Here is a 22,254-nt window from a genome sequence, read left to right on the forward strand (position 1 = left end):
ATCAGCTCTTGCTCTTGCTGCCGCGCAATTTGCCGCGATGGGCCGAGAGGTCGAAGACTTCCCCGGGGCTGCCATCTTCGCTCTGGAGTACGCCCAGCCGCCGTGCGACTTCCTGATACGCTTCTTCTTCGCCGCCGAGGTCGCGGCGGAAGCGATCCTTGTCCAGCTTCTCGCCTGTTTCGATGTCCCACAACCGGCAGCCATCGGGCGAGATTTCGTCGGCCAGGATCACCCGCGAATAGTCGCCGTCGTAGATCCGCCCGAACTCGAGCTTGAAGTCGATCAGGCGGATGCCGATGCCGGCGAACATTCCGCAAAGGAAATCGTTCACGCGGATCGCCATCGCGGCGATGTCCTGCATTTCCTCGTTATTGGCCCATCCGAAGCACGCGATGTGCTCCTCGGCGATCAGCGGATCGCCAAGTGAATCTTCCTTGTAGCAATATTCGATGAGCGTATGCGGCAGCTGGTCGCCCTCGGTGAGGCCTAGCCGCTTGCAGATCGAACCAGCTGCGACATTGCGCACCACCACCTCGATCGGGATGATCTCGACCTGGCGCACCAGCTGCTCGCGCATGTTGAGCCGCCGGATAAAATGTGTCGGAATTCCGATATGGGAAAGGCGCGTAAAGACAAACTCGCTGATGCGATTGTTGATTACGCCTTTGCCATTGATCGTGCCCTTTTTCTCGGCATTGAACGCAGTCGCATCGTCCTTGAAATACTGGATGATGGTACCCGGCTCCGGACCCTCATAGAGAATCTTGGCCTTGCCTTCGTAAATCTGGCGGCGACGCGACATGGGCGATGTTTCCTGGCAAAAAGCGGACGCAAAAAATCTAAACCCCGGCGGGCGCGAGGCACGGATGCCTTGCTGTGCCGGGGCTTGATGGTGCTTTATCCAAAGTGCCATTCGAAAGCAATTGCGCGGGACACCCGAGTCCTCCACACGGAAGGCTATGAGCGACGATGCTTCCGCATGGCACTGCTATCGGCATTCGGGCCTCGTTGTGCGTTCGCAACTGGCATTGCCCGAATGGGAAGCGTTTGAGGCGAAGGGCTCAGTTGGCGATGCTGATGTGACGATACAGCTGCGACAGTCCGTGAGCGAGGAGATTGAGGAAAGTCTTCCTACCGGAGATCGGAATACAGTCGAATTTTCGGTTGGCGGACTTGGGCGTTGGCGCATCTCCACAGGCCAGGAAATCGCGATTGAACCAGCACAAAATGCCGATCCGCGCGCAATACGACTCTTCACGCATGGCAGTGCATGGGGTGCAATTGGCTACCAGCGCGGGCTGGCCATGCTGCACGGCAGCGCGGTTCAACTCGACGAGTGTGCCATGCTCTTCGGCGGCGTGCAGGAACAGGGGAAATCGACCATGGCTGCGGCAATGCTCGCGCATGGTGCGAAGCTGGTGAGCGACGATCTGGCACGAATCGATCCGGGTGGTGACGAAAGGGCGCGTATCTACCGATCGTCTACGCGCCTGAAACTCTGGCAGGCGGCCATCGACCGGTTTGAATTGCAGGATCGGGTGATCGCGCAGGACCTTTTCCGAGAGGAGAAATTCCATACTGAAGCCGGACACATCGCGGGCGACGATCCTATACCCTTGAAGGCGATAATCCTACTGGAGTGGGGAGATGAAGTGTCGATCGAGATGCTATCGGGCGGCGAGGCCGTTCGAGCGGTCCTGCACGATACATGCTACCGCCCCGAAATGCTCGACGTGATGGGACGAACTGCCGAGCAGGCCGCGCTGGTCAGCCAGATTGTCGGCTCCACTGCAGTCTATCGCCTTACCCGTCCGCGCGATTTCGCACGGCTCGATGAGGCAAGGGAGATGGTCGAGCTTATCTAGGAAATAGTGGTGCCCGGGGGCGGGATCGAACCACCGACACTACGATTTTCAGTCGTATGCTCTACCAACTGAGCTACCCGGGCATTCACTCCGCGACGGTGCCAAGGCACCGGCGAACGGTTGGAAGCGCGCCTATGGCGAAGCGCCGCGCGCTTGGCAAGAGGGGAATCAATCGCCGTCCGCGTGATCGCCACCAGTGATCTCCTGCGCGATCTCGTCGGGCAGGGCGGGGCGCCCCGGTACCGCGTAACCATCGCCGAACCACTTGGCCAGATCGCGATCCTTGCAACGGGTCGAGCAAAATGGTGCATGATCTTTGACACGGGGTCTTTTGCAGATCGGGCAGAGTCTGGTCTTGTTCATCGAGCCACAATTTGAGCGTTGGAACTTTCGAGTGCAAGGCCCGGATCGGCCTCTATCCGCAGTTCGCGGCCCGTCCGGCGCGCAAGTTCTTCCAGCCATTCCGGCTTGAGCTTTGCCTTGAGTGCGGGGTGAACGGTGAGCAAGGTGGCGCCTGCGCCATCCAAGATTTCTGCCCGACGAAGCGCCATGCGCGCACTTGCTCCCACTCGTGAGCTGTGGAAACGGTGGAGCAAGGACGGTCCCTCCAAACGAGCGACGATCTGGACGAAGCCAAAACCGTTAATTGCCGTGCGCTCGTGGGGCCAATCAGCGAGAGCCTCTTCCACCGCCGCATCGACGTCCTTGCGATCTGATTTGGCGGAAAGGGTTGGAAAATCGATCCCGATCGAGCCGCCGAGATCGAACCATCGCAAGCCTCGCGCAAGAGCGGGGATTGCTGCGAGCGCCAATTCGCGCGGCGGCAAATCGCCATCAACGTCGATCACGGTCATCGCCGGAGTCGTGTTGAACACCAGCGTTCCTCCTGCGAATTCGATCTGACCGCTGGAAGCAGCATGCCAGACTTCGTCCCATAGACCGGCAGGAAAACGGTGAACGATCCGCCCTTGCGGCAGCTTCGATCCCACTGTCTCGTCGAGATCCACGATCCGACCTTGCGCGCGTTTAAAGCGACCGCGCTCTGCCAATGCCGCGCGCGTAACTCGCACGGTGATGGACTTTCCTTCGCTCACTCCGGCAGGCAGTTTGTCTACGAGGATCTCTTGCCCATTCGCGGTTTCAGCGCTGCCACGCACGCTGCCGGATGCCTTGCTGACCAGCTTCGCCTCGACCACGTCGCCTGCGCGCAATTCGCCAGGCCAATGCAATTTTGCCGCCAGAACCTGTCCGCCCTCGATCAGCAAACTCCGGGTTTCGCCGATCCCGTCTTCGACCAGCCACTTGGCTCCTCGCTCAGCCAATGGGAAATCCTGCCGCTTTCAGCAGCGCTCGCGTTTCATAGAGCGGCAGCCCGACCACGCCTGAGTGGCTGCCTTCGATCCACGCGATCAGCCCCTCGGCAGCACCCTGAATCGCATAGCCGCCTGCCTTGCCTTCCCATTCGCTGGAAGCGAGGTAAGAATTGATTTCGTTTGGCGTGAGCCGCTTAAATCGGACCGAGGTCTCGCTGAGACGCTCGCGGAAGGTGCCATCGGGCGAGCGCAAGGCGATGGCTGAGAATACGCGGTGCCGCCGACCAGACATCAGTTCGAGGCACTTGCGGGCGGTTGTCTCGTCTTCGGCTTTGGGCAGGATCCTGCGGCCGAGTGCAACGACGGTATCTCCGGCCAGCACATGACCGTTTGCCTCGACAGCCAGCGCCTTCTCGCGCGCCATCCGCTTGGTATAGTCGCGCGGGAGTTCACCATTGTGGGGTGCCTCATCAATATCGGCCGGAGAAACGCGATCGGGCTTGACCCCCAGACGCGCGAGTAATTCACGCCGCCGCGGGCTCGCCGAAGCCAGGATGAGATGAGGCGCGCTCATTCAGCGCACCGGTCTATGTGGGACCGGGGCCCTGGCCAGGGCCGCCGCGACCCGGCATGAAGCGGTAGGTGATACGCGCCTTGGTCAGGTCATAGGGCGTGAGTTCGCACAGCACCTCGTCGCCAACCAGCACGCGGATGCGGTTCTTGCGCATCTTGCCTGCGGTGTGGCCGAGCACCTCATGACCGTTCTCAAGCTCCACCCGGAACATCGCGTTGGGCAGCAGTTCCACTACCTTGCCGCGCATTTCGAGGAGTTCTTCTTTGGCCATGTAAGTCCTTAATCCTGTGATCTGTTTATCTGCGCGCGCGCTTTAGCGGCGCTTTGGAGAAAAGGAAAGGTTTGCGAGAGCATTGCAGCTGGTGCTGTTTGTCGCCTCCCGAGGTGTGTTCGTCGAGTCTGGTGCAAAGCAATACATTTCAGGCTGTTGCCAGACCAGCCGATTTGAGGAATGGGCAGTCCATGTCAGGTCGCCCATTCCCATTGTTTGGAACGTCCCTCTTTGCGTTCTGCGCGCCGGCCGCTGCGCTTGCCTCCGGACAGGAGGTGGAAGATGACGCTGTGGTGCTCGATGAGTTGGAAGCGCAGGACCAGATCGTCGTATTCGGAGAGCGGCTGCGCGGCCAGCTGGATGTCGAACAGGCGCCGATCCTTGAGCTGAATGAGGCCGATATCGAAGCGGTTGGCGCAACCTCGATCACCGACCTGATTGCGGCGATCGCCCCGCAAACGGGCTCCGCGCGAGGGAGGGGCGGCGGCAGGCCGGTCTTTCTTGTCAGCGGGATACAGTTGGGCAGTTTTCGCGAGTTGCGATCCTATCCCCCCGAAGCCCTGGCACGGGTCGAGGTTCTCCCGGAGGAAGTGGCGCAGCGGTTCGGCTTTCCGCCCGATCGCCGGGTAGTGAACCTGATCCTCAAGGACAATTACGCCAGCAAGGAAATCGAGTTCGAATTCGAAGGTCCGGATCGCGGCGACTACACTGCGCTTGAGCAGGAATTCTCGCTCGTCAGCATCAGCAATGGCGGGCGGCTCAACCTCAATCTCGAAGCGAACCAGGTATCTTTCCTCACCGAGGCCGAGCGCGATGTCATCCAGACCGAAGGCACGCTGCCAGATCTGGCGGGCGACCCCGATCCCGCGCAATTCCGCAGTCTGGTGCCGAAGTCGTTCAAATTCGAGGCGAGCGCGAACTGGGCCAAGGCCTTCCTCGAATCTGGATCCTCGCTGAGCCTGAACGCCAACTACGAGCTGGCCGACCGCCGTAGCCTGTCAGGGCTCAATTCGGTTTTGCTCACAGCGCCGGACGGTACCTCGGCCTTGCGAACCTTCGCGAGCGGGACACCGCTCGAACGCGAATCGGTAAGCAACACTTTCTCGACGTCCGGATCATGGAACCGTCCGTTGGGTGATTTCCGCCTGACAGCGACATTCGATGGCAGCCTGACTGATAGCGACACACGAATTGATCGACGTTTCGATACCAGCGGACTGGAGGCCGATGCTGCTGCGGGCGTACTGCCGCTCGGCGCAGCATTGCCGAGCGATGCTGACAACGGTTTCGATAGGGCAGAAAGTCGGATCTGGTCGCTCGATAGCAAGACGACGCTTCAGGGCACTTTGCTTGATCTTCCGGCAGGGGAGCTCACCTCTACGCTCGATATGGGGTACAACTGGGACCGCATCGAAAGCAGCGATACGCGCTCTGACGGCGATACGCGGCTGACCCGGGGCGAATGGGAAGCGGGGGTCAATCTCGTGCTGCCCGTCACCAGTCGCAGGAACGGGTTCCTCGATGCAATCGGGAGCATCTCGCTGAACGCGCAGGCAGGAATCAACCATCTATCGGACTTCGGCACACTCACCGATTGGAGCACAGGCCTCACCTGGTCTCCATGGAGCAATCTGGACTTGCAGGTGACTTACGTGCGCAACGAGGTTGCCCCATCGCTGGGTGAGCTCGGCAATCCGGAGATCGTCAACCTCAACGTGCCGATCTTCGATTTCGTCAATGGTGAGACCGTGCTGGCAACGATCATTTCGGGCGGCAACCCGGATCTCGTTGCCGAGACGCAGTCGGACTGGCGATTTAGCGCCAATTGGGAACTGCCTTTTTGGGATAACACCCGCGCGTCGCTCGAGTATGTCCGTAATCGTTCAAGCGAAGTAACCAGCACATTTCCGGTCCTCACGCCTGAGATAGAAGCCGCCTTCCCAGATCGGGTGACGCGCGACGCGAGTGGCCAGCTTCTGGCGCTTGATCGACGACCTGTCACCTTTGCCCGGAAACGGGCCAATCGTCTGGTGTTCGGTTTGAGTACTCGCGGTAGCTTTGGCGAGCCATCAATGCGGGACGGCGCACCGCCGAGCGGCGAGGGGCAAGGCCGCCGCGGAGCCGGCAGGGGTCCTGGCGGCGGTAATCCGCTGGCCACTCAATTCGGCCGGGATGGACGGGGCCGGTATTTCTTCAGTCTCAATCACACGCTCGAACTCGATAATTCGATCCTGATCGCTGAAGGCGGGCCGCTGCTTGACCTTCTCGAAGGCGACGCGCTCAATGACTTCGGCCAGGCGCGGCACGCAACCAGCATGGAAGCTGGCATGTTCCGCAATGGCATGGGGCTGCGATTGTCCGGTCGCTACACCGGCAAGGCGCGGATCGATGGATCGGGCCTGCCGGGCAGCAGCGATCTGGCATTCGGAGATCTTGCGACGCTGGATGTGCGCATCTTTGCCGATCTCGGGAGGGTGCTTTCCAAGAACGAAGGCTGGCTGAAAGGCTTCCGGGTCAGCTTGAGGGCGGACAATGTCTTCGACGGGCGACGCCGCGCCACCGACGATAGCGGCGACGTGCCGCTACGCTACCAACCATTACTGATCGATCCGACCGGCCGCTATCTGGGAATCGATTTCCGCAAGATATTCTAGGCCGTAGAACCAACGTCTCGGCTTGGTCAGGTCGTCTGCGGCCTGGGATAAAACATGCTGTGCATCATGCTCGGCTTGAAGGCCGCCCACTCACCCTTTGCCTGAGCAAGCCTGTCGGCGACCGCGTAGATCACCCAGGGATTGACGCCCAGGCCGATATGGCTGGCATAGACTTCGATATTCTCGGTCTGTGGGTGGTCTTCCGCCTGCAGCGAACCGCGCCAATGCACCACGCCGTCGGATCTTGAGTAGATCGAGGTCGTCGGGACCGGCGGCGCGATAGCAAGCTCGCGGAAATTCCCGCCCTGCATCGGCTCGGGCTCGACCCCGTTGATCATTTCGAACAGGCGGCGCGCATTGGTATGGTTGCGATCGTCACTGATCGGGCTGCCGAGGCTGATAACTTGGCGAACCTTCTCAGGAGCCAGCTTGGCCAATTCGCGGGCGAATACGCCGCCAAGGCTCCAGCCGACGATCGAGATCTTGTCGCCGGTGGCCTTATACAGCTCGTCGACACAGCCCTGCATCGCTTCGATCCGGGCATTATCAACGGTCAGATTGCGACCCAGCTTCCACCCTTCGACCTTGTAACCCAGATCGGAAAGTAGTCCGCGAAGTGGGACCGTAGAGGTGTCCGAAGCAAGAAATCCGGGCAAGACGAGCACGCCATGGCCATCCCCCTTGGGCAGCATGCCTGAAAAAGGCCTGAGCATATAAAAGCTGGCGATTTCGCCGAATGCTCTTGCCGGCTCGGTTAGGGCGAAGGCCATGTGCGGCGGACGTGCGCTGCTCATCTCGGACGGATCCACGGTTGCTGCATTCATGATTTCTTGCTTCCCTTCCCTGCTGCCACTTTTCTGGGCTTCGCCGCGGGCTTCTTGGCCTTCTTGGCGGGAGCCTTCGCGGCGGTCTTCTTCTTGGCGGCGGGTTTCTTCGCCGATACCTTGGCTTTGCTAGGCGGCTTTTTTGCCGCTGTCTTCTTTGCCGGAGCCTTTTTAGCCGGTTTTTTGCCCGCTTTCGCGGCCGCGTCGCGCAATTCCTCGAAGCTTTCCTCGATGCACTGGATGTAGAAATCCGGATCGGGCAGCAGTTCGCGACATGCGGTGAAGCTGATCGTTGCCTCGTCACAATAGCTCTGGACAACATGGCCCAGGCCAAGTCCGTCATTTAGACAGAGCAGGCCCATCATGCTTTCCAGCCGCGCACCCGACGAATAGATTGAAACAGGCGGGCCGGGTACGTTTGTGACGACGGTCGAGAAGGGAGGGCCAACCCCCCGGTTGGCGAGGCCGAGCCGTGTATAGAGCTGTGCGCCGAGCGACATCCATAGTGCCGGGGACACTTTGCTCGCCTCAGTCATGTTACGCGCGCCCAAAGCTTCGGTCATCGCTTTCGAATTGTTCGTCCGGTCGTGGACATATTGCATCCGCTCGATCGGGTCATCGATGTGGGTGCCCAACGGGGCGATCATTGCAGCCACTTGGTTACCCATGTCGCCCTTTTCCTCTTTCGCGCGGACCGAAATCGGTGCCATCGCGGTAAGGGTCTTGTCGGGCAGGTCGTCTTTGGCCAGCAAGTACTTGCGCATAGCGCCGCCGACGATGGTCAAAAAGACGTCGTTGACCTTGGCACCGTCGACTGCCTTGCGAATTTCCTTGATGTCAGCCAGCGGCAAACTGCGGCCTTCGACCACGCGATGCGAGGAAATGACGCGGTTGAAGCGCGTCTTCGGCGCCACCATTTCGCCCGAGATGTTGAAGTCCTTGCTCACCAAGCCTTTGATGGCGTTGGCGATGCCTGGCGCAGCCTTGGCCGCAACTTCTAGCTGCTTGAGCGGATTGGTCACCGCATTGAAATAACTCTTGCCGAGCAATTCGACCGGGTTGGGGACTTTCTCCGGTTTCCATGTATCGGGTTCATAGGGCGGCGGCTCGTCCGATGCTAGGGTGTGCATCGCCTCCATCAAGTCAATCCCGCTCATCCCGTCGATTGCGGCATGGTGGACTTTGGTGACCATGGCGAAGCTGCCCTTGGCAACCCCGTCTACATTGTCGAGACCTTCGACCACTGTGAATTCCCACGGCGGACGCTCAAGGTCTAACGGGCGTGCGAAAATGCGCGCCGCCTGAATGCAGAGCTGCCGCCAATCGCCAGGTTTGGGGAGGGCGAGGTGGCGGACGTGGAATTCTAGATCAAAATCCGGATCCTCGATCCAGTAAGGATAATCGAGATCGAACGGGACGCGTACGAGTCTTTGCCGGATCGTCCGGGAAAGCTGCATACGGCTTTCGAAGAAGCTGAGTATGTCCTTGAAGCGGACAAAGCCGCCGGGCGCCGTTTCGGGATTATAGATCAGGATCGAACCGATATGCATCGGTGAGTTTCGCGTCTCTAGCGCGACAAAACTCGCGTCCATTCCCTGTAATTGGCGCAATATCCGTCTCCTGCCTGTTCGCGCTACCGCGTTGCTGAATAGGCGCGATTCACGCAATCCTACCGCTTAGTGATAGCTACGATGATGCCCGTTTTCGGGTCTGATTGGCAATGGTCTAGCACGTTTATGCTGCACTGCACAAATTATTTGTATATCGGGATTTTAAGCCGTTGATAAGACGACTAAAGTGCATCTGCGGCTGCCGCTGCACTGGCCCAGGCCCATTGGAAATTGTATCCGCCAAGCCATCCGGTTACGTCGACCGCTTCTCCGATAACGTACAGTCCGGGCACTCTTTTGGCCTCCAATGACTTGGAAGAGAGTTCGGCGGTGGAGATGCCGCCTGCTGTCACTTCGGCCTTGGCAAACCCCTCGGTGCCATTCGGGTGAAAACTCCACCGTTTCAGGCGGTCTTGTGCCGCCCTCAGGTTTTTGTCGGGCGTGTTGCCCAGATCTCCGCTTAGAGCGAGGCGGTGGATCAACGTATCGGCGAGTCGCTGCGGCAAGTGCTCGCGCAAAAGGGAGCGTGCATTAGCCTGTGGGGTGTCGCGCTTGGCTTCGAGTAGCCAGTCGGTCGGCGCTTCGGGCAGGAAGTCGATCACTACCGGATCGCCGTGTCGCCAATAGCTGCTGACCTGCAGGATTGCAGGGCCAGAGAGGCCGCGGTGGGTGAAGAGAGCCGCCTCGGCAAATCGGGTTTTGTTCGCTTCCGCCACAATCGGCGCCGCCACGCCGGATAGCTCACGGAAGAGCACATCTTCTCCGCCCAAGGTTAGCGGCACAAGTGCTGGGCGTGGTTCGACCACTTTGAGGCCGAGTTGCCGAGCCAGATCATAGGCAAAGCCGGTCGCACCCATTTTGGGGATCGATGGCCCTCCGGTAGCCATGATGAGCGCGGGAGCAGAGTAGCTGCCGGTTTGCGTGATGACTGTGAAGCTATCAGCCTTGTCGACCGATTGGATTTCCTCGGCGCACTTTACGATCGCATCGCCTTTTGCGCATTCAGCCAGCAGCATATCGACCACCTGCTCCGCCGAGCCGTCGCAGAACAATTGGCCGAGCGTCTTTTCGTGCCAGGCGATGCTGTAGCTTTCGACCAGCTCGAGAAAATCGCGCGGGGTGTAGCGGGCCAGCGCAGACTTGGCGAAATGCGGATTGGCGCTGAGATAATTGGCCGGACCCGCTCCGATATTGGTAAAGTTGCAGCGTCCGCCGCCCGAAATCAGGATCTTCTTGCCCGGCTTCTCGCTCTTCTCCAGCACCAGCACGCGCTTGCCGCGTTGTCCGGCTCGGGCGGCGCAAAACAGCCCCGCTGCGCCCCCGCCGAGGATTATGGCGTCGTAAGAGTCAGACACTCATGACCCGGTCGTTGTCGATGGCTTGCGCCGGGCAATCATGAATAGGATTGTGCCCACCGCAATCAGCAAGCCAAACATGGCCCAAGCTTGCGAATCGGCATGGCTGGCAATCCAGATCGAAGACATGAATGCCAGCAGCGCGACTACGCCATGTAGCGGATTGATCCCGCCCTCCCGCATTTCGATCATCGGTAAGGCGGCAGCGCTGATCAGGTAAGTGAGGATTCGCGTCAACGTGCTGGCTGCGGCCAATGCCGCGAACCCGCCGGTCAAGCTGAGGATTGCGGCGGCGAAGCCGTAGAACATGATCGAGTTGGCAGGGGTCAGGAAACGCGGATGGATCCGCTCGAACCAGCGCGGCAGCATCTTTTGCTCGGCCATGCCGAAGGCCATCCGTGGTACGATCACAAGTCCACTGAAGCTATTGGCCATGATCGAGAACCCCGCAGCCAGCACAATCATTACCGCGCCGATCTGGCCAAGCGCGATGTCGGCCGCACCGGCGAGTGCATTGGTATTCCCGGTCGGCTCGGCCGCGATCGTCATATATGCCCAGATAACCAGTACGTAGATCAGGGTTACGCCAGCCAGCGTCGCGATCAGGACGCGGGGCAAATCGCGCTTGGGATTCTTCATCTCGCCGGCCGGGACGGTCACACCTTCGAAGCCTATAAAGGCATAGAATGTGAGCAGGATCACTGTCTCGGCATCGCTGAATTGTGGGAGAACGATTGCGGGGGTGGAATAGGTCCCCAACACAGCGGCCAGCACCAGCACGGCGAGGGGCACGAGCTTGAGTGCCGTGAGAATACCTAGGGTATTGACCGAACTGCGCATGCTGAACAGGTTGATCAGCGTCATGATCACAATCGTGCCAAACACCGTTGCCGAGGCGATCACAGGGGTATCCAGCACCGGAAACAGTGCGGCAAAATAGCTCACCATCACATGCGTATTGGCCGCGAGCGCAATCATGCCCGAGGCGTAGCGTCCCCAACCGGCCTGGAAGCCGGCGAAGCTACCAAACGCAGTCTTGCCATAAAGCACCGGCCCGCCGGTACTCTCGAACCGAGTCGCCAGCCATGCAAAGACAAAGCCGAGCGGCAGGATCAGCAGGAAGCCCAAGACAATCATCAGCGGGGCAAAGCTTCCCACCGCTGCCACAAGCACAGCAGGAAGCGCGAAGATGCCCGAGCCGATCATGCCGTTAATCTGGAACAGCGATGTTCCGACCGGACCGACGGTGCGCGGCGGCACGACCTGTTGTTGCATGCAGATTCCCCTCTAGCGCGGGCGGTTTGCACTGGCGCGCGGCAAGGCGCAAGCAACCGCAAGACGGGAGGCCATGCCCGCTGTGCATAGTCTTATTGGCCGCTGCGATTGAGTCCACCGGACTTGCCCCCTATCTCTCGCTCGATGTCGCGCACGAAAGCCGGATCTCCGCCCGACCCACGGGGCCATGAACGTTTCAACGAGGAGCGCGCGACCTATACCGTTGCCAGCGCCCAGCCCGATCTGGCAGCCGGGATTGCGGCGATCCGCGAGACGGTGAAGACGCTCAAGCCCAAGCCGGGTGTCTACCGCATGCTCGATGCCCGCGGCGATGTGCTCTACGTGGGTAAGGCTCGCAGCCTGAAAGCGCGGGTGGCGAACTACACCCAGACCAAAGGGCTGACCCAGCGGACGCTGCGCATGATCAGTCAGACGCGCCGTATGGAAATCGTCACCACCAATTCGGAGGCCGAGGCGCTGCTGCTCGAAGCTCAGCTGGTCAAGCGCTATCGCCCGCCGTTCAATGTTCACTTGCGTGACGACAAAAGCTTTCCCTTCATCCTTCTACGCGCTGATCACAACTTCCCACGGATCATGAAACATCGTGGCGCAAGGAAAGCCAAGGGAAACTATTACGGGCCGTTTGCGAGCGCCGGATCGGTCAACAAGACGCTGAATGCGCTGCAGAAACTTTTCCTGCTGCGGAGCTGTACCGACAGCTTCTTCAACAATCGCGATCGGCCGTGCCTGCTTTACCAGATCAAGCGTTGCTCTGCGCCGTGTGTCGAGCGGATCGACGAAGCGGGCTATGCGTCGCTGGTCGCCGAAGCGAAGCAGTTCCTCGAAGGCAAGTCCTCCGCTGTGCAGGCGAGCATCGAGAAAAAGATGGCCAAGGCTGCCGAAGCGCTCGATTTCGAGACCGCCGCGATCCTGCGTGACCGGCTGCGCGCGGCGACCTTCATCCAGGGCTCGCAGGCTATCAATGCGCAGGGCGTGGGCGATGCGGACGTCTTTGCGCTGGCCGAAAAGGGCGGTCAGATGGCGGTGCAGGCTTTCTTCATCCGAGGCGGGCAGAACTGGGGCCACCGCGCCTTCTTCCCGCGCAACACAAAGGAGCTCGACGAAGCCGAAGTGCTCGCGGACGTGCTGTTGCAATTTTACGAAGAGGTGCCGCCGCCCAAGACGATCCTGGTTGATCGCGAATTGGCCGAGCGGGAGCTGATCTCCGAGGCATTTTCCGCCACTGCGAATCGTGGCGTCGAAATCTCCGTCCCCCAGCGGGGCGCGCGGCGCAAGCTGATGGAGCAGGCGCAGCGCAACGCGGTCGAAGCGCTCGAGCGGCGGCTGGCGGAAACGGGAACCAAGGCGAAGATCATGCGCGATCTGGCCGAATTCCTCGAGCTGGACGAGCCGCCGCAGCGGATCGAGGTCTACGACAACAGCCATATTCAGGGCGCCAAAGCGGTCGGCGCGATGGTGGTCGCCTCGCCCGAGGGCTTCGAGAAGGGCCAGTACCGCAAGTTTAATATCAAGAGCGCGCAGACGAATGATGATTTCGGCATGATGCGCGAAGTGATGGAGCGGCGGTTCCGCAATCTGGCCGAGAATCCTGACGGCGAGGAGGGCCGCAAGAACAGTCACGAGACGATCTGGCCTGATCTCGTACTGATCGACGGGGGAAAAGGGCAGATGTCCAGCGTGCGCGATACACTCGCCGAGATGGGAATCGAGGAGGTGCCGCTGATCGCCATCGCCAAGGGGCCGGATCATGGCCGCGAAGGACGCGAGGTGTTCCACTTCCCAGACGAGCGCGAGAAGACGCTGCCGACCAATTCGCCGCTGCTGTTCTATCTCCAGAACCTGCGCGACGAAGTCCACCGCTATGTCATCGGCGCACACCGGGCGAAGCGCAGCCGCGCGATCACCGCTTCACCACTCGACGAGATTCCGGGTATCGGTCCTGCGCGTAAACGCGCGCTGTTGCTCCACTTCGGCACCGCAGGGAAAGTGCGCGCTGCCTCGCTCGAAGATTTGCAGCGTGCACCCGGAGTGAGCGAAGCGGTGGCCCGAACGATCTACGATTTCTACCACGCGGGCGGGTGAGGGGCATGCAATATAAGATTCGGATTTATTTGCCTGTTAGCGCGTGATACCGGCGCGCCGTGCAAGCGCTTCACAATCCCGTTCGACTGATTCCCGTGCTTTTCCTGGCAACTATAGCCATTGGCACCGTGCTCTTGAGCCTGCCAATTGCGACGGCTGACGGTCAATCGACCGCGTTTCTCACCGCGCTGTTCACTTCGACATCTGCGGTTGCCGTCACCGGCCTGATCGTGGTCGATACCGCGACCTACTGGTCGCCGTTCGGCCAGGTGGTGATCCTGCTCCTGTTCCAGATCGGGGGCTTTGGCATCATGACCGCCGCCACGCTATTCGGACTGATGGCTGGACGAGGCTTCGGGCTGCGCGAGCGGATGGCAACGCAAGTGGAACGTAGCCGCCTCGAATTCGGCGACGCGCGCTCGGTGCTAAAGCTGGTGCTCATCATTACTGTGATCGTGGAGGCGATCGTCGCATCAATTCTCACGGCGAGGCTTTATTTTGCGCATGACCATTCGCTGGGAGAGGCGCTTTGGCATGGCATCTTTCATTCAGTTAGCGCTTTCAACAATGCCGGATTCTCGAGCTATTCGGATAGCGTGATGTCCTACCAGCATGACGGGATCATCCTGATACCAATCATGCTATCGGTCATCCTCACTGCCCTCGGCTTTCCGGTCATGCAGGATTTGCGCAGTAATCGGCTGCATTGGTCGCGCTGGAGCTTGCACTCGAAAATCACGGTCGCCGGAACAGCCATCTTACTGGCGATTGGCTTCCTCGCAATCCTGATCATGGAATGGGGAAACCCGGATACGCTGGGCCCGATGGCGCTGGGCTCTAAGCTGCTCAATGCAGGGTTCCATTCGGTGATGCCGCGTACAGCAGGTTTCAATAGCCTCGATGTCGGATCCTTTGCCGACGAAACGCTGATGACGAATTATCTCCTGATGTTCATCGGCGGGGGTAGCGCAGGCACTGCTGGCGGGATCAAGATCACGACCTTCGCAGTCCTCGTCGCCATCGTCCTTTCGGAAATCGCGAGGCGCCGCGATGCCAGCGTCTTCGGGAGGCGGTTCAGCCATGCAATCGAGCGACAGGCGCTGACCGTTGTCTCGCTGGCCGGCGCGCTGGTATTCTCGGCAACCTGTTTCTTGTCGATGCTGACCCCGCTCGCTTTCGAAGACCTTCTCTTCGAAGCGATTTCGGCGTTTTCGACCGTCGGCCTGTCTACCGGAATAACGGCTAAGCTTCCACCCTCCGGCCAGCTCGTCATCATCGCGTTGATGTTTATCGGGCGCGTCGGAACGATCACGGTGGCGACTGCATTGGCATTGGGAGCAACCCCTCAACAATTCCGCTATCCAGAGGAGAATCCTATTGTCGGCTAGTAATCGCAATCCCGTATTAGTCGTTGGCCTTGGCCGGTTCGGAGGGTCAGTGGCCCGGACACTGGAGCGGATGGGGCATGAAGTTCTCGGCGCAGATGTTTCGCCTGGGCGCGTCCAGCAATTTGCCGACAGCTTGACTCAGGCTGTGGAGGCGGATGGCACCGATATGACCTGCCTTCGCCAGTTGGGGGTCGCCGATTTCGAAGCGGCAGTGGTTGGTATCGGCAGCAATATCGAAGCCAGTGTCTTGACGGTTCTGGCTCTAAGCGATCTCGGTATCGGCAACATCTGGGCGAAGGCCACAAACGAAAAGCATGCGCGCATCCTCGAGCGGACCGGGGCCAGCCACGTCGTATTTCCTGAAGAGCGGATGGGCGAGCGCGTGGCGCATTTGCTCAACGAACGCTTGTTGGACTTCATCGACTTCGGGGACGACTTTGCGATCGCCCGGCTCTCCGCACCCGAACCGATTATCGGGGTCCGGCTGGTTACCAGCGAATGCCGCAAGAAGCATCACGTGACGGTCGTGGGTGTGAAGCGCGAAGGGGAAGACTTCATCCATACCGTGCCGGACACGCTCATCATGCCCGGCGATGTACTCGTGGTGTCAGGGCGGATCGATCAAATTGAGGCTTTTGCCGCGCTCGAATAGCGTCTCAGCCCGCAAGCGACTTATCACTACGCCACCAGCCGCTGGACGAAAGCGAGCGCGCGGTTGAGAAGCCAGCAAGCACCAGCAGTCCTGCCATGATACCCAGGTTCTTGACGAAATTCTGCGTCTCATGCTGGACCCTGGCTTCTTCCATGGTCCAGAAGTCATGCAGCATGAAATTGACGAGGAGGATATAAATTACAAAGCCATAGGCGACCAGTTTCACATGGCGACCAGTGATGAGGAGTAGCCCTCCGACGATATTCACGATTGTGGCGAACCACATCAGGGGAGCAGCGAAAGCGACCCCATTGACTTCCATATAGGCGATAGTCTGGGCCGGCGCAGCCGCCTTCATCAGCCCGGGCAGCAGGAAATACAGCCCCAGCAGAACTCGACCGACCGTGATACTCAACTGCGCCATAGTTCCCCCTGTCCAAACCGTGCCATGCGAAAGCCTATTCGTCCACCCGTTCCAGCTGGAGGTCGTGGAAGTCATATGAGAAGTCGGTCAATTCGGAGATCGCTTTCATGCGAATCCCTGCAACCTTGCCTTCGATCGTGATGAAATCGACAAAAGCATCGGCCTTGAGCGAACTGTCGGGCCAGAAGGCGGCGAAACGGTCGCGATCGACGTGTGTCAGCGCGCCATCGAGGATTTCGCTGCGCCCCATGTCGATGAACAGTCCCGCAGCCTCGGTCTCGATAATGCGCACTTCCCCGTACCACGGGTCGCGATAGGTTCCGGCATAGGCCGAAAGCGGCAGGCTGGGCGGTGCGATATCGGCGGGTGCAGTGCTGGCGGTATCCGCGATCAGCTGCGTGCCTTCGGCTTCCGCCTTGGCGAACGCAGCGCCCCAGTCGGCAATGAAGTCGTTCTCTGGCGCTCCCAGTAGCGCGCTTGCGGTATGGAAATTGAAAGTCGATGCAGCGCCGCGATAGTCATTGGTCGCCGAAAAGATCACGATGTCCTTGTCGGGCAGCATGAGGAAGTGACTGACCACACCGGGCGCGCCGCCGCCGTGGCTAACAGCCAGCGTGCCTTCGAAATCCTGCACGCTCCACCCCAGCGCGTAATTCGAGATATGCGAGGAACCCGCACGGCGCAGAGCACCGCTGACGCCTTGCGGCGTAACGCCTTTCCAGACTTCGCGCGCCTGTTCTTCGCTGAGGAGCCGGGTGCCATCGGTTGTCACGCCGCCATCGAGCCAGAACTGGCCCCATTTCATCATTGCGCCGGTGTCACACCAGATACCGCCTGCGGCACTCCATGTCGGGGAGAAGTTGAGGCGTTCGTCGATCGGGACACCGTCTGCGGCGCCCGCAGCGCGTTCATGCCCGGTGACCACCGGAGTGCCGGGCGGGATGAGGCTCATATCTGCCGCGCAATCCTCCATCCCGACAGGAAGGAGTATCTCACTGGTCACAAAGTCGGACCAGTTCTTGCCCGACACGCGCTCGATGATCTCGCCAGCGACGATGTAGAGCAGGTTATCATAAGCGTATTCCGCACGGAATCCGGTCGTCGGGCGCAAATGGGGCAGGGCGGCGATCACGTCCTTCGGTTCGGCATCGCCATCGGGCCAGATCAGCAGGTCGCCAGCGCCCAGCGGCAATCCCGAGCGGTGCGTCAGCGCGTCGCGCACCGTGAATCGTTCGCTCACCCACGGATCCCACATGGAAAATTCAGGGACATAGGTGCGGATGGGGGCATCCCATTCGACCTCCCCGCGATCAACGAGGATCGCGAGCGCAGTGGTGGTGAAAGCCTTGGATATGCTGGCGATGGGAAACAGCATGTCCTGCGTCACCGCGCGCTCTGTGCCTTCTTCGGCGAGACCTGATGCCGCATGGAACACCACCTCGCCATCGACCATCACCGCAGCAACCATGCCCGTGGAATCGAACGCCTGGATGGTGCGCTGCATGTCGGTAGCAAAGTCGGGGAGGGGGCGGGCGGCTTCGGTTTCCTCGACCGCCGGCTGTGCTTGAGCCTGAGCCACAGAGGCGAGAGCGAGCGAAAGCGGCATTGCGGCAATGAGTAGATGCTTCATGGCTCATGAGTCCTTCGACAAATAACAGAATCCGCTGAAACGCTGGGCTGCGTCATAGCTATTTGCTTTGCCTGCGCTTGCGCATCATGCCTTCCTGCGCGACGCTGGCAACCAGTTCTCCGTTCTGGTTGAATATCTGCCCCCGATTGAAGCCGCGACCAGCACCGCTCCACGGACTGTCAGTGGCATAGAGCAGCCACTCGTCTGCACGGGCTTCGCGGTGGAACCAAAGCGCATGGTCGAGGCTCGCGCCGACCAAATCGCCGCGCATCCAGGATAGCCCGTGGGGGAGTGCAGAAGTGCCAAGCAGCGTGAAATCGCTGGCATAGGCAATGATGGCGCGATGGATCGCGGAATCATCCGGCAGCGGAGCAACCGTGCGGAACCAGCTATGCGCGCGCGGTTCACTCGGCTGGGAATTCGACCAGTGGAGAGGGCCGACCGAACGCAATTCAACGGGGCGAGGGCGCATCACCGCGGCGCGTTGGGCTTCGCTGATCCGGTCTCCCGCCTTCTCGACCATCTTGCGGCGTAAATCCATATCGGGAACCAGCTCTTCGGGTCCCGGCACCTCTGGCATGGGCGCTTCCACATGTTCCAGCCCGTCCTCCGGGGTCTGGAAGCTGGCAGTGAGATTGAGGATCGGGCGGCCTTCCTGGCTCGCCACGACACGGCGGTTCGAAAAGCTGCGACCGTCGAAGTCGCGCGCAATGGAGTAATCGACCGGCGGACCTTCTTCACCACCGCGCAGAAAATAGGCGTGAAGTGAATGGGCGGCCTTGCCGTCGGCGACGGTGGCCTGAGCGGCCTGGAGGGCCTGGGCGATCACCTGACCGCCGAACATTCGACCCATCCCGCCCTTCTGCGGCCGGCCGACGAACTGGTCCTCGCTCGCCTTGTCGACGGTGAGCAGCTTTACGAAGCCGGCAACCAGCTTCTCATCAGGAATTGAGTCTGTCATCGAAACCGGCTTTGCGGCAGGCTTACGCGCACGTCAATCTCGGGATCGGACGTGCGAAAAGAAAACCCCGCCCAGCCGGAGCTGGACGGGGTTTTTTGCCCTCGAAGAGCAACTCGGATCAGTGGGCCAGTGCTGCCAGCAGCAGCAGGGCCACGATGTTCGTGATCTTGATCATCGGGTTCACGGCAGGACCGGCGGTATCCTTGTAAGGATCACCAACGGTGTCGCCCGTCACCGCGGCCTTATGGGCTTCAGAGCCCTTGCCGCCGTGATTGCCGTCTTCGATGTACTTCTTCGCATTGTCCCATGCGCCGCCACCGGCAGTCATGGAAAGCGCGACGAAGAGACCGCCGACGATCACGCCGAGGAGCATGGCGCCGAGTGCGGCAAAGCCATTGTCCTGGCCTGCGATCGCCGTGATCACGAAGTAGACCGCAATCGGCGAAAGCACCGGTAGCAGCGACGGAATGATCATTTCTTTGATCGCCGCCTTTGTGACGAGGTCGACTGTCCTGGCGTAGTTCGGACGGCTGGTGCCGGCCATGATGCCAGGATCGTTCGCGAACTGGTCGCGCACGTCGATCACCACGTCACCAGCTGCACGTCCCACAGCGGTCATTCCCATCGCACCGAACAGGTACGGGAGCAGTGCGCCGAGGAAGAGACCGACGATCACATAGGGGTTCTCAAGACTGAAGGAAACTTCACCATTGGTGAGGTCGCCATCGAGGAATGTCGGAAAGAACACCCTGAGGTCGGTCGTATAAGCCGCAAAGAGCACCAGCGCACCGAGACCGGCTGAACCGATGGCATAGCCCTTGGTCACGGCCTTGGTGGTGTTGCCCACGGCATCGAGCAGATCGGTCTTCTCGCGAACGCTTTCATCGAGACCGGCCATTTCCGCAATGCCGCCGGCGTTATCGGTGACAGGACCGTATGCGTCGAGCGCAACCACCATTCCCGCCAGCGCCAGCATGGCTGTTGCCGCATAGGCAATACCCATGAGACCCGCGAGCTGGTAGGCAATGATGATGCCCGCCGCGATGACGATGGTGGGCAGGGCAGTCGATTCCAGGCTGATGGCCAGACCCTGGATCACATTGGTGCCGTGGCCGGTTTCAGAGGCCTTGGCGATCGAGCGGACCGGACGGTAAGCCGTGCCAGTGTAGTACTCGGTGATCCAGATGATCAGGCCGGTAATGATGAGACCGAGGAGCGAGCACCAGAACAAGTCCATTCCGGAGAACGCGCTTTCGCCTTCGCCAATGACAGTGTCGATGCCGATGGCGTAGTCGGTAACGAGCCAGATCAGCGGAATCGCGAGGACTGCCGAAACGAGGAAGCCCTTGTACATCGCGCCCATCACATTGGTGCTGCCTTTGCCAAGGCGCACGAAGTAGGTGCCGATAATGCTAGTGAGGATGCAGGCACCACCGATCAACAGCGGCAATGACATTAGCGGCAATAGCAGATCGCCAATGCTTGTGAGCAACAGCGCGGTAAGGACCATCGTCGCACCCACGGTGACGACATAGGTCTCAAACAGGTCGGCTGCCATGCCCGCACAGTCGCCCACGTTGTCGCCAACGTTGTCGGCGATCGTGGCAGGGTTGCGGGGATCGTCTTCGGGAATACCGGCTTCGACCTTGCCGACGAGATCGGCGCCCACATCAGCAGCCTTGGTGAAGATACCGCCGCCTAGACGCGCGAAGATCGAGATCAACGAGGCGCCGAATGCCAAACCCACCAGCCCGTCAATGACGGTACGGTCGCTCGGCGAAAGGCCCATCTGGAAGATGAGAATGTAGAAGAACACCGCAATCGCGAGGAGGGCGAGGCCCGCCACCAGCATGCCGGTGATTGCGCCGGCACGAAATGCGATAGTGAGGCCCTGCTGCAGTCCGCTTTGCGCGGCAGCAGCAGTACGGACGTTCGAGCGAACCGAGATATTCATCCCGATGTAGCCCGCGACGCCCGACAGGACTGCACCGATCACGAAGCCGACTGCCGGAACCCAGCCGAGCGCCAGACCCAATACAACTGCGGCAACCACGCCGACAATCGCGATGGTTGTGTACTGGCGGTTGAGATAGGCCTGCGCGCCTTCTTGGATCGCGCCAGCGATTTCTTGCATCTTTTCGTTCCCGGCGCCTGCGCTGAGAACTTGGCGACTGGTGACGATGCCGTAAACGACGGCCAGCAGCCCCAGTCCGATTGAAATGAGAATAAGGTCCACGGAATACCCCTCCTGAGAACGTGGAAATAGCCCCGCGGATGAGCGGGGCCACAGATGCGCGCCGCTATAAGGATTGATCGCGGGGTGACAAGGGGGGAATCGGCATTGTGCCCGCCCTCTCACCAATTTCCATAGGGATGCCTAGTGCTGATAACCGAGGTCATCTTCCGGCGAGAGTGGAGCCCCATCGAGCACCAATGCGCCGCCTTGCGATGCCGTTACTTGCCCGATGCGAGCGGCTTCAACGGGCAAATCGGCTTTAAAATCAGCGGTGAATAGCAGTTGATAGTCATCACCCCAACGAATGCATTCCTCCAAACGTGAACGAACGGCGACGGGAATCGCGGTGCTCTCCAGCTCGATCGCGGCGTCACTTGCCTTGGCCATACGCCAGCAATCAAGCAGCAGCCCGTCCGAGATGTCCATCATGGCGGTGACATGCGGAGCCAATACCTTGCCTGCTTCAAGAAGCGGTGTGGGTCGGCGATAGGCTGAGCTATCGGCCTCGGTGCCGTCGCGGAGCGCCTCAAAGCCCAACATCGCGTGACCCAGCTCGCCGGTCACATAGATACCATCTCCTGCTTGTGCCCCACTGCGGCTCGGAACCGGCGTATGCGCCGCACGACCTATTGCGGTCAGGCCGAGTACGCGAGGCCCCTCGCTGCGGATCGTGTCGCCACCCAGCAGAGGAACGTCGTGCAATTCTGTGACTTGACGCAGACCCTCTAGGAAGCACTCGTCCCAGTTTCCCAGCATATGACCTAGCAAAATTCCGACCGGCTCGGCGCCCTTGGCTGACAGATCCGACAAGTTTACGGCGACCAGCTTCCACGCCACATCGGCGGGATCGGCATCCGGTAGGAAATGTGTGCCTTCGGCCATTGCATCATGCGTGATGATTAGCGTCTCGCTGCCGATCTCGAGAACTGCGCAGTCATCCTCAAGCTCGCGCGCTCCCGCGTGAAGCGGCAAAGTGCGCAAGGCTGCGATGAAATCGGCTTCGTTCATTTCGTATGTTGAGCCGTGGCCGCCAGCTCCCTCCACCCTTCCAGCCGGATCCTACTCCGGAGTGATAATCCGGGTGGAAGGGTGGAGGGAGCGGGTGGCCCGGAACCACAG

19 protein-coding genes and 1 tRNA gene are annotated in these 22,254 nt (G+C 60.3%); 5 read left to right on the top strand and 15 right to left on the bottom strand.

Annotated features, from left to right (window positions below; translation table 11 throughout):
* Position 1 precedes the first annotated feature (1 nt).
* Entirely contained in the window at positions 2 to 802 is an 801-nt protein-coding gene (gene purC / locus ACEWMW_RS08645) for a phosphoribosylaminoimidazolesuccinocarboxamide synthase (RefSeq protein WP_409413480.1), read from the bottom strand.
* A gap of 157 nt (positions 803 to 959) precedes the next feature.
* On the opposite strand from purC, the gene ACEWMW_RS08650 reads away from it, so the two are divergent.
* Complete coding sequence (locus ACEWMW_RS08650) at positions 960 to 1,865, top strand: hypothetical protein (protein WP_409413481.1); 906 nt, start codon at positions 960 to 962, stop codon at positions 1,863 to 1,865.
* A gap of 7 nt (positions 1,866 to 1,872) precedes the next feature.
* On the opposite strand, the gene ACEWMW_RS08655 is transcribed toward ACEWMW_RS08650, so the two are convergent.
* From ACEWMW_RS08655 to infA, 5 genes are all read right to left on the bottom strand, one after another.
* A tRNA-Phe gene (locus ACEWMW_RS08655) sits at positions 1,873 to 1,948 on the bottom strand.
* A gap of 85 nt (positions 1,949 to 2,033) precedes the next feature.
* Positions 2,034 to 2,228, bottom strand: coding sequence for a DNA gyrase inhibitor YacG (locus ACEWMW_RS08660; protein WP_409413482.1), 195 nt, complete (start codon positions 2,226 to 2,228; stop codon positions 2,034 to 2,036).
* Positions 2,225 to 3,187, bottom strand: a complete 963-nt coding sequence (locus ACEWMW_RS08665) for a ribonuclease E/G (protein ID WP_409413483.1) — start codon at positions 3,185 to 3,187, stop codon at positions 2,225 to 2,227. The genes ACEWMW_RS08660 and ACEWMW_RS08665 overlap by 4 nt, the downstream gene beginning before the upstream one ends.
* The gene (locus tag ACEWMW_RS08670) at positions 3,180 to 3,752 is read right to left on the bottom strand and encodes a Maf family protein (protein ID WP_409413484.1); all 573 of its coding nucleotides are present in this window, start codon (positions 3,750 to 3,752) and stop codon (positions 3,180 to 3,182) included. Before ACEWMW_RS08670 ends, ACEWMW_RS08665 begins: the two co-directional genes overlap by 8 nt.
* Before the next feature lie 13 nt (positions 3,753 to 3,765).
* Positions 3,766 to 4,023 carry a translation initiation factor IF-1 gene (gene infA / locus ACEWMW_RS08675; protein ID WP_409413485.1) on the bottom strand — a complete coding sequence of 86 codons (258 nt, stop codon included), beginning with the start codon at positions 4,021 to 4,023 and terminating at the stop codon, positions 3,766 to 3,768.
* Positions 4,024 to 4,214: 191 nt separating this feature from the next.
* On the opposite strand from infA, the gene ACEWMW_RS08680 reads away from it, so the two are divergent.
* Entirely contained in the window at positions 4,215 to 6,677 is a 2,463-nt protein-coding gene (locus tag ACEWMW_RS08680; RefSeq protein ID WP_409413486.1) for a TonB-dependent receptor, read from the top strand.
* A 26-nt stretch (positions 6,678 to 6,703) separates the two neighbouring features.
* On the opposite strand, the gene ACEWMW_RS08685 is transcribed toward ACEWMW_RS08680, so the two are convergent.
* The 4 genes from ACEWMW_RS08685 to ACEWMW_RS08700 form a co-directional block, all read right to left on the bottom strand.
* Entirely contained in the window at positions 6,704 to 7,501 is a 798-nt protein-coding gene (locus tag ACEWMW_RS08685) for an esterase/lipase family protein (RefSeq protein WP_409413487.1), read from the bottom strand.
* Positions 7,498 to 9,111, bottom strand: a complete 1,614-nt coding sequence (locus tag ACEWMW_RS08690) for a WS/DGAT/MGAT family O-acyltransferase (protein ID WP_409413488.1) — start codon at positions 9,109 to 9,111, stop codon at positions 7,498 to 7,500. The genes ACEWMW_RS08685 and ACEWMW_RS08690 overlap by 4 nt, the downstream gene beginning before the upstream one ends.
* Before the next feature lie 182 nt (positions 9,112 to 9,293).
* Positions 9,294 to 10,466, bottom strand: a complete 1,173-nt coding sequence (locus tag ACEWMW_RS08695; RefSeq protein WP_409413489.1) for a BaiN/RdsA family NAD(P)/FAD-dependent oxidoreductase — start codon at positions 10,464 to 10,466, stop codon at positions 9,294 to 9,296.
* The gene (locus ACEWMW_RS08700; RefSeq protein WP_409413490.1) at positions 10,467 to 11,741 is read right to left on the bottom strand and encodes an APC family permease; all 1,275 of its coding nucleotides are present in this window, start codon (positions 11,739 to 11,741) and stop codon (positions 10,467 to 10,469) included.
* Positions 11,742 to 11,885: 144 nt separating this feature from the next.
* Between ACEWMW_RS08700 and uvrC the strand changes: the two genes are divergently transcribed.
* The 3 genes from uvrC to ACEWMW_RS08715 all read left to right on the top strand — a co-directional run bounded on the left by uvrC (position 11,886) and on the right by ACEWMW_RS08715 (position 15,884).
* Complete coding sequence (uvrC, locus tag ACEWMW_RS08705; protein WP_409413491.1) at positions 11,886 to 13,844, top strand: excinuclease ABC subunit UvrC; 1,959 nt, start codon at positions 11,886 to 11,888, stop codon at positions 13,842 to 13,844.
* 95 nt (positions 13,845 to 13,939) lie between these two features.
* Positions 13,940 to 15,232, top strand: a complete 1,293-nt coding sequence (locus tag ACEWMW_RS08710) for a TrkH family potassium uptake protein (protein ID WP_409413492.1) — start codon at positions 13,940 to 13,942, stop codon at positions 15,230 to 15,232.
* Positions 15,222 to 15,884, top strand: a complete 663-nt coding sequence (locus ACEWMW_RS08715) for a potassium channel family protein (RefSeq protein WP_409413493.1) — start codon at positions 15,222 to 15,224, stop codon at positions 15,882 to 15,884. The genes ACEWMW_RS08710 and ACEWMW_RS08715 overlap by 11 nt, the downstream gene beginning before the upstream one ends.
* 4 nt (positions 15,885 to 15,888) lie before the next feature.
* Here ACEWMW_RS08715 and ACEWMW_RS08720 read toward each other — a convergent pair whose 3' ends face one another.
* The 5 genes from ACEWMW_RS08720 to thiL form a co-directional block, all read right to left on the bottom strand.
* Positions 15,889 to 16,308 (bottom strand): DoxX family protein, encoded by a 420-nt coding sequence (locus tag ACEWMW_RS08720; RefSeq protein WP_409413494.1) that lies wholly within the window; start codon positions 16,306 to 16,308, stop codon positions 15,889 to 15,891.
* Between the two features lie 34 nt (positions 16,309 to 16,342).
* A complete protein-coding gene (locus ACEWMW_RS08725) occupies positions 16,343 to 17,938 on the bottom strand; it encodes a serine hydrolase (RefSeq protein WP_409413495.1) in 1,596 nt (531 codons plus the stop codon).
* Between the two features lie 58 nt (positions 17,939 to 17,996).
* Positions 17,997 to 18,899, bottom strand: coding sequence for an acyl-CoA thioesterase (locus ACEWMW_RS08730; protein WP_409413496.1), 903 nt, complete (start codon positions 18,897 to 18,899; stop codon positions 17,997 to 17,999).
* 118 nt (positions 18,900 to 19,017) lie between these two features.
* Complete coding sequence (locus ACEWMW_RS08735) at positions 19,018 to 21,135, bottom strand: sodium-translocating pyrophosphatase (protein ID WP_409413497.1); 2,118 nt, start codon at positions 21,133 to 21,135, stop codon at positions 19,018 to 19,020.
* 141 nt (positions 21,136 to 21,276) lie between these two features.
* On the bottom strand, positions 21,277 to 22,143 hold the full coding sequence (gene thiL / locus ACEWMW_RS08740; protein WP_409413498.1) for a thiamine-phosphate kinase: 867 nt from the start codon (positions 22,141 to 22,143) through the stop codon (positions 21,277 to 21,279).
* Positions 22,144 to 22,254: the final 111 nt, after the last annotated feature.

It is taken from the genome of Litorerythrobacter xanthomarinus (assembly GCF_046254955.1).
Lineage (GTDB): Bacteria > Pseudomonadota > Alphaproteobacteria > Sphingomonadales > Sphingomonadaceae > Qipengyuania_C.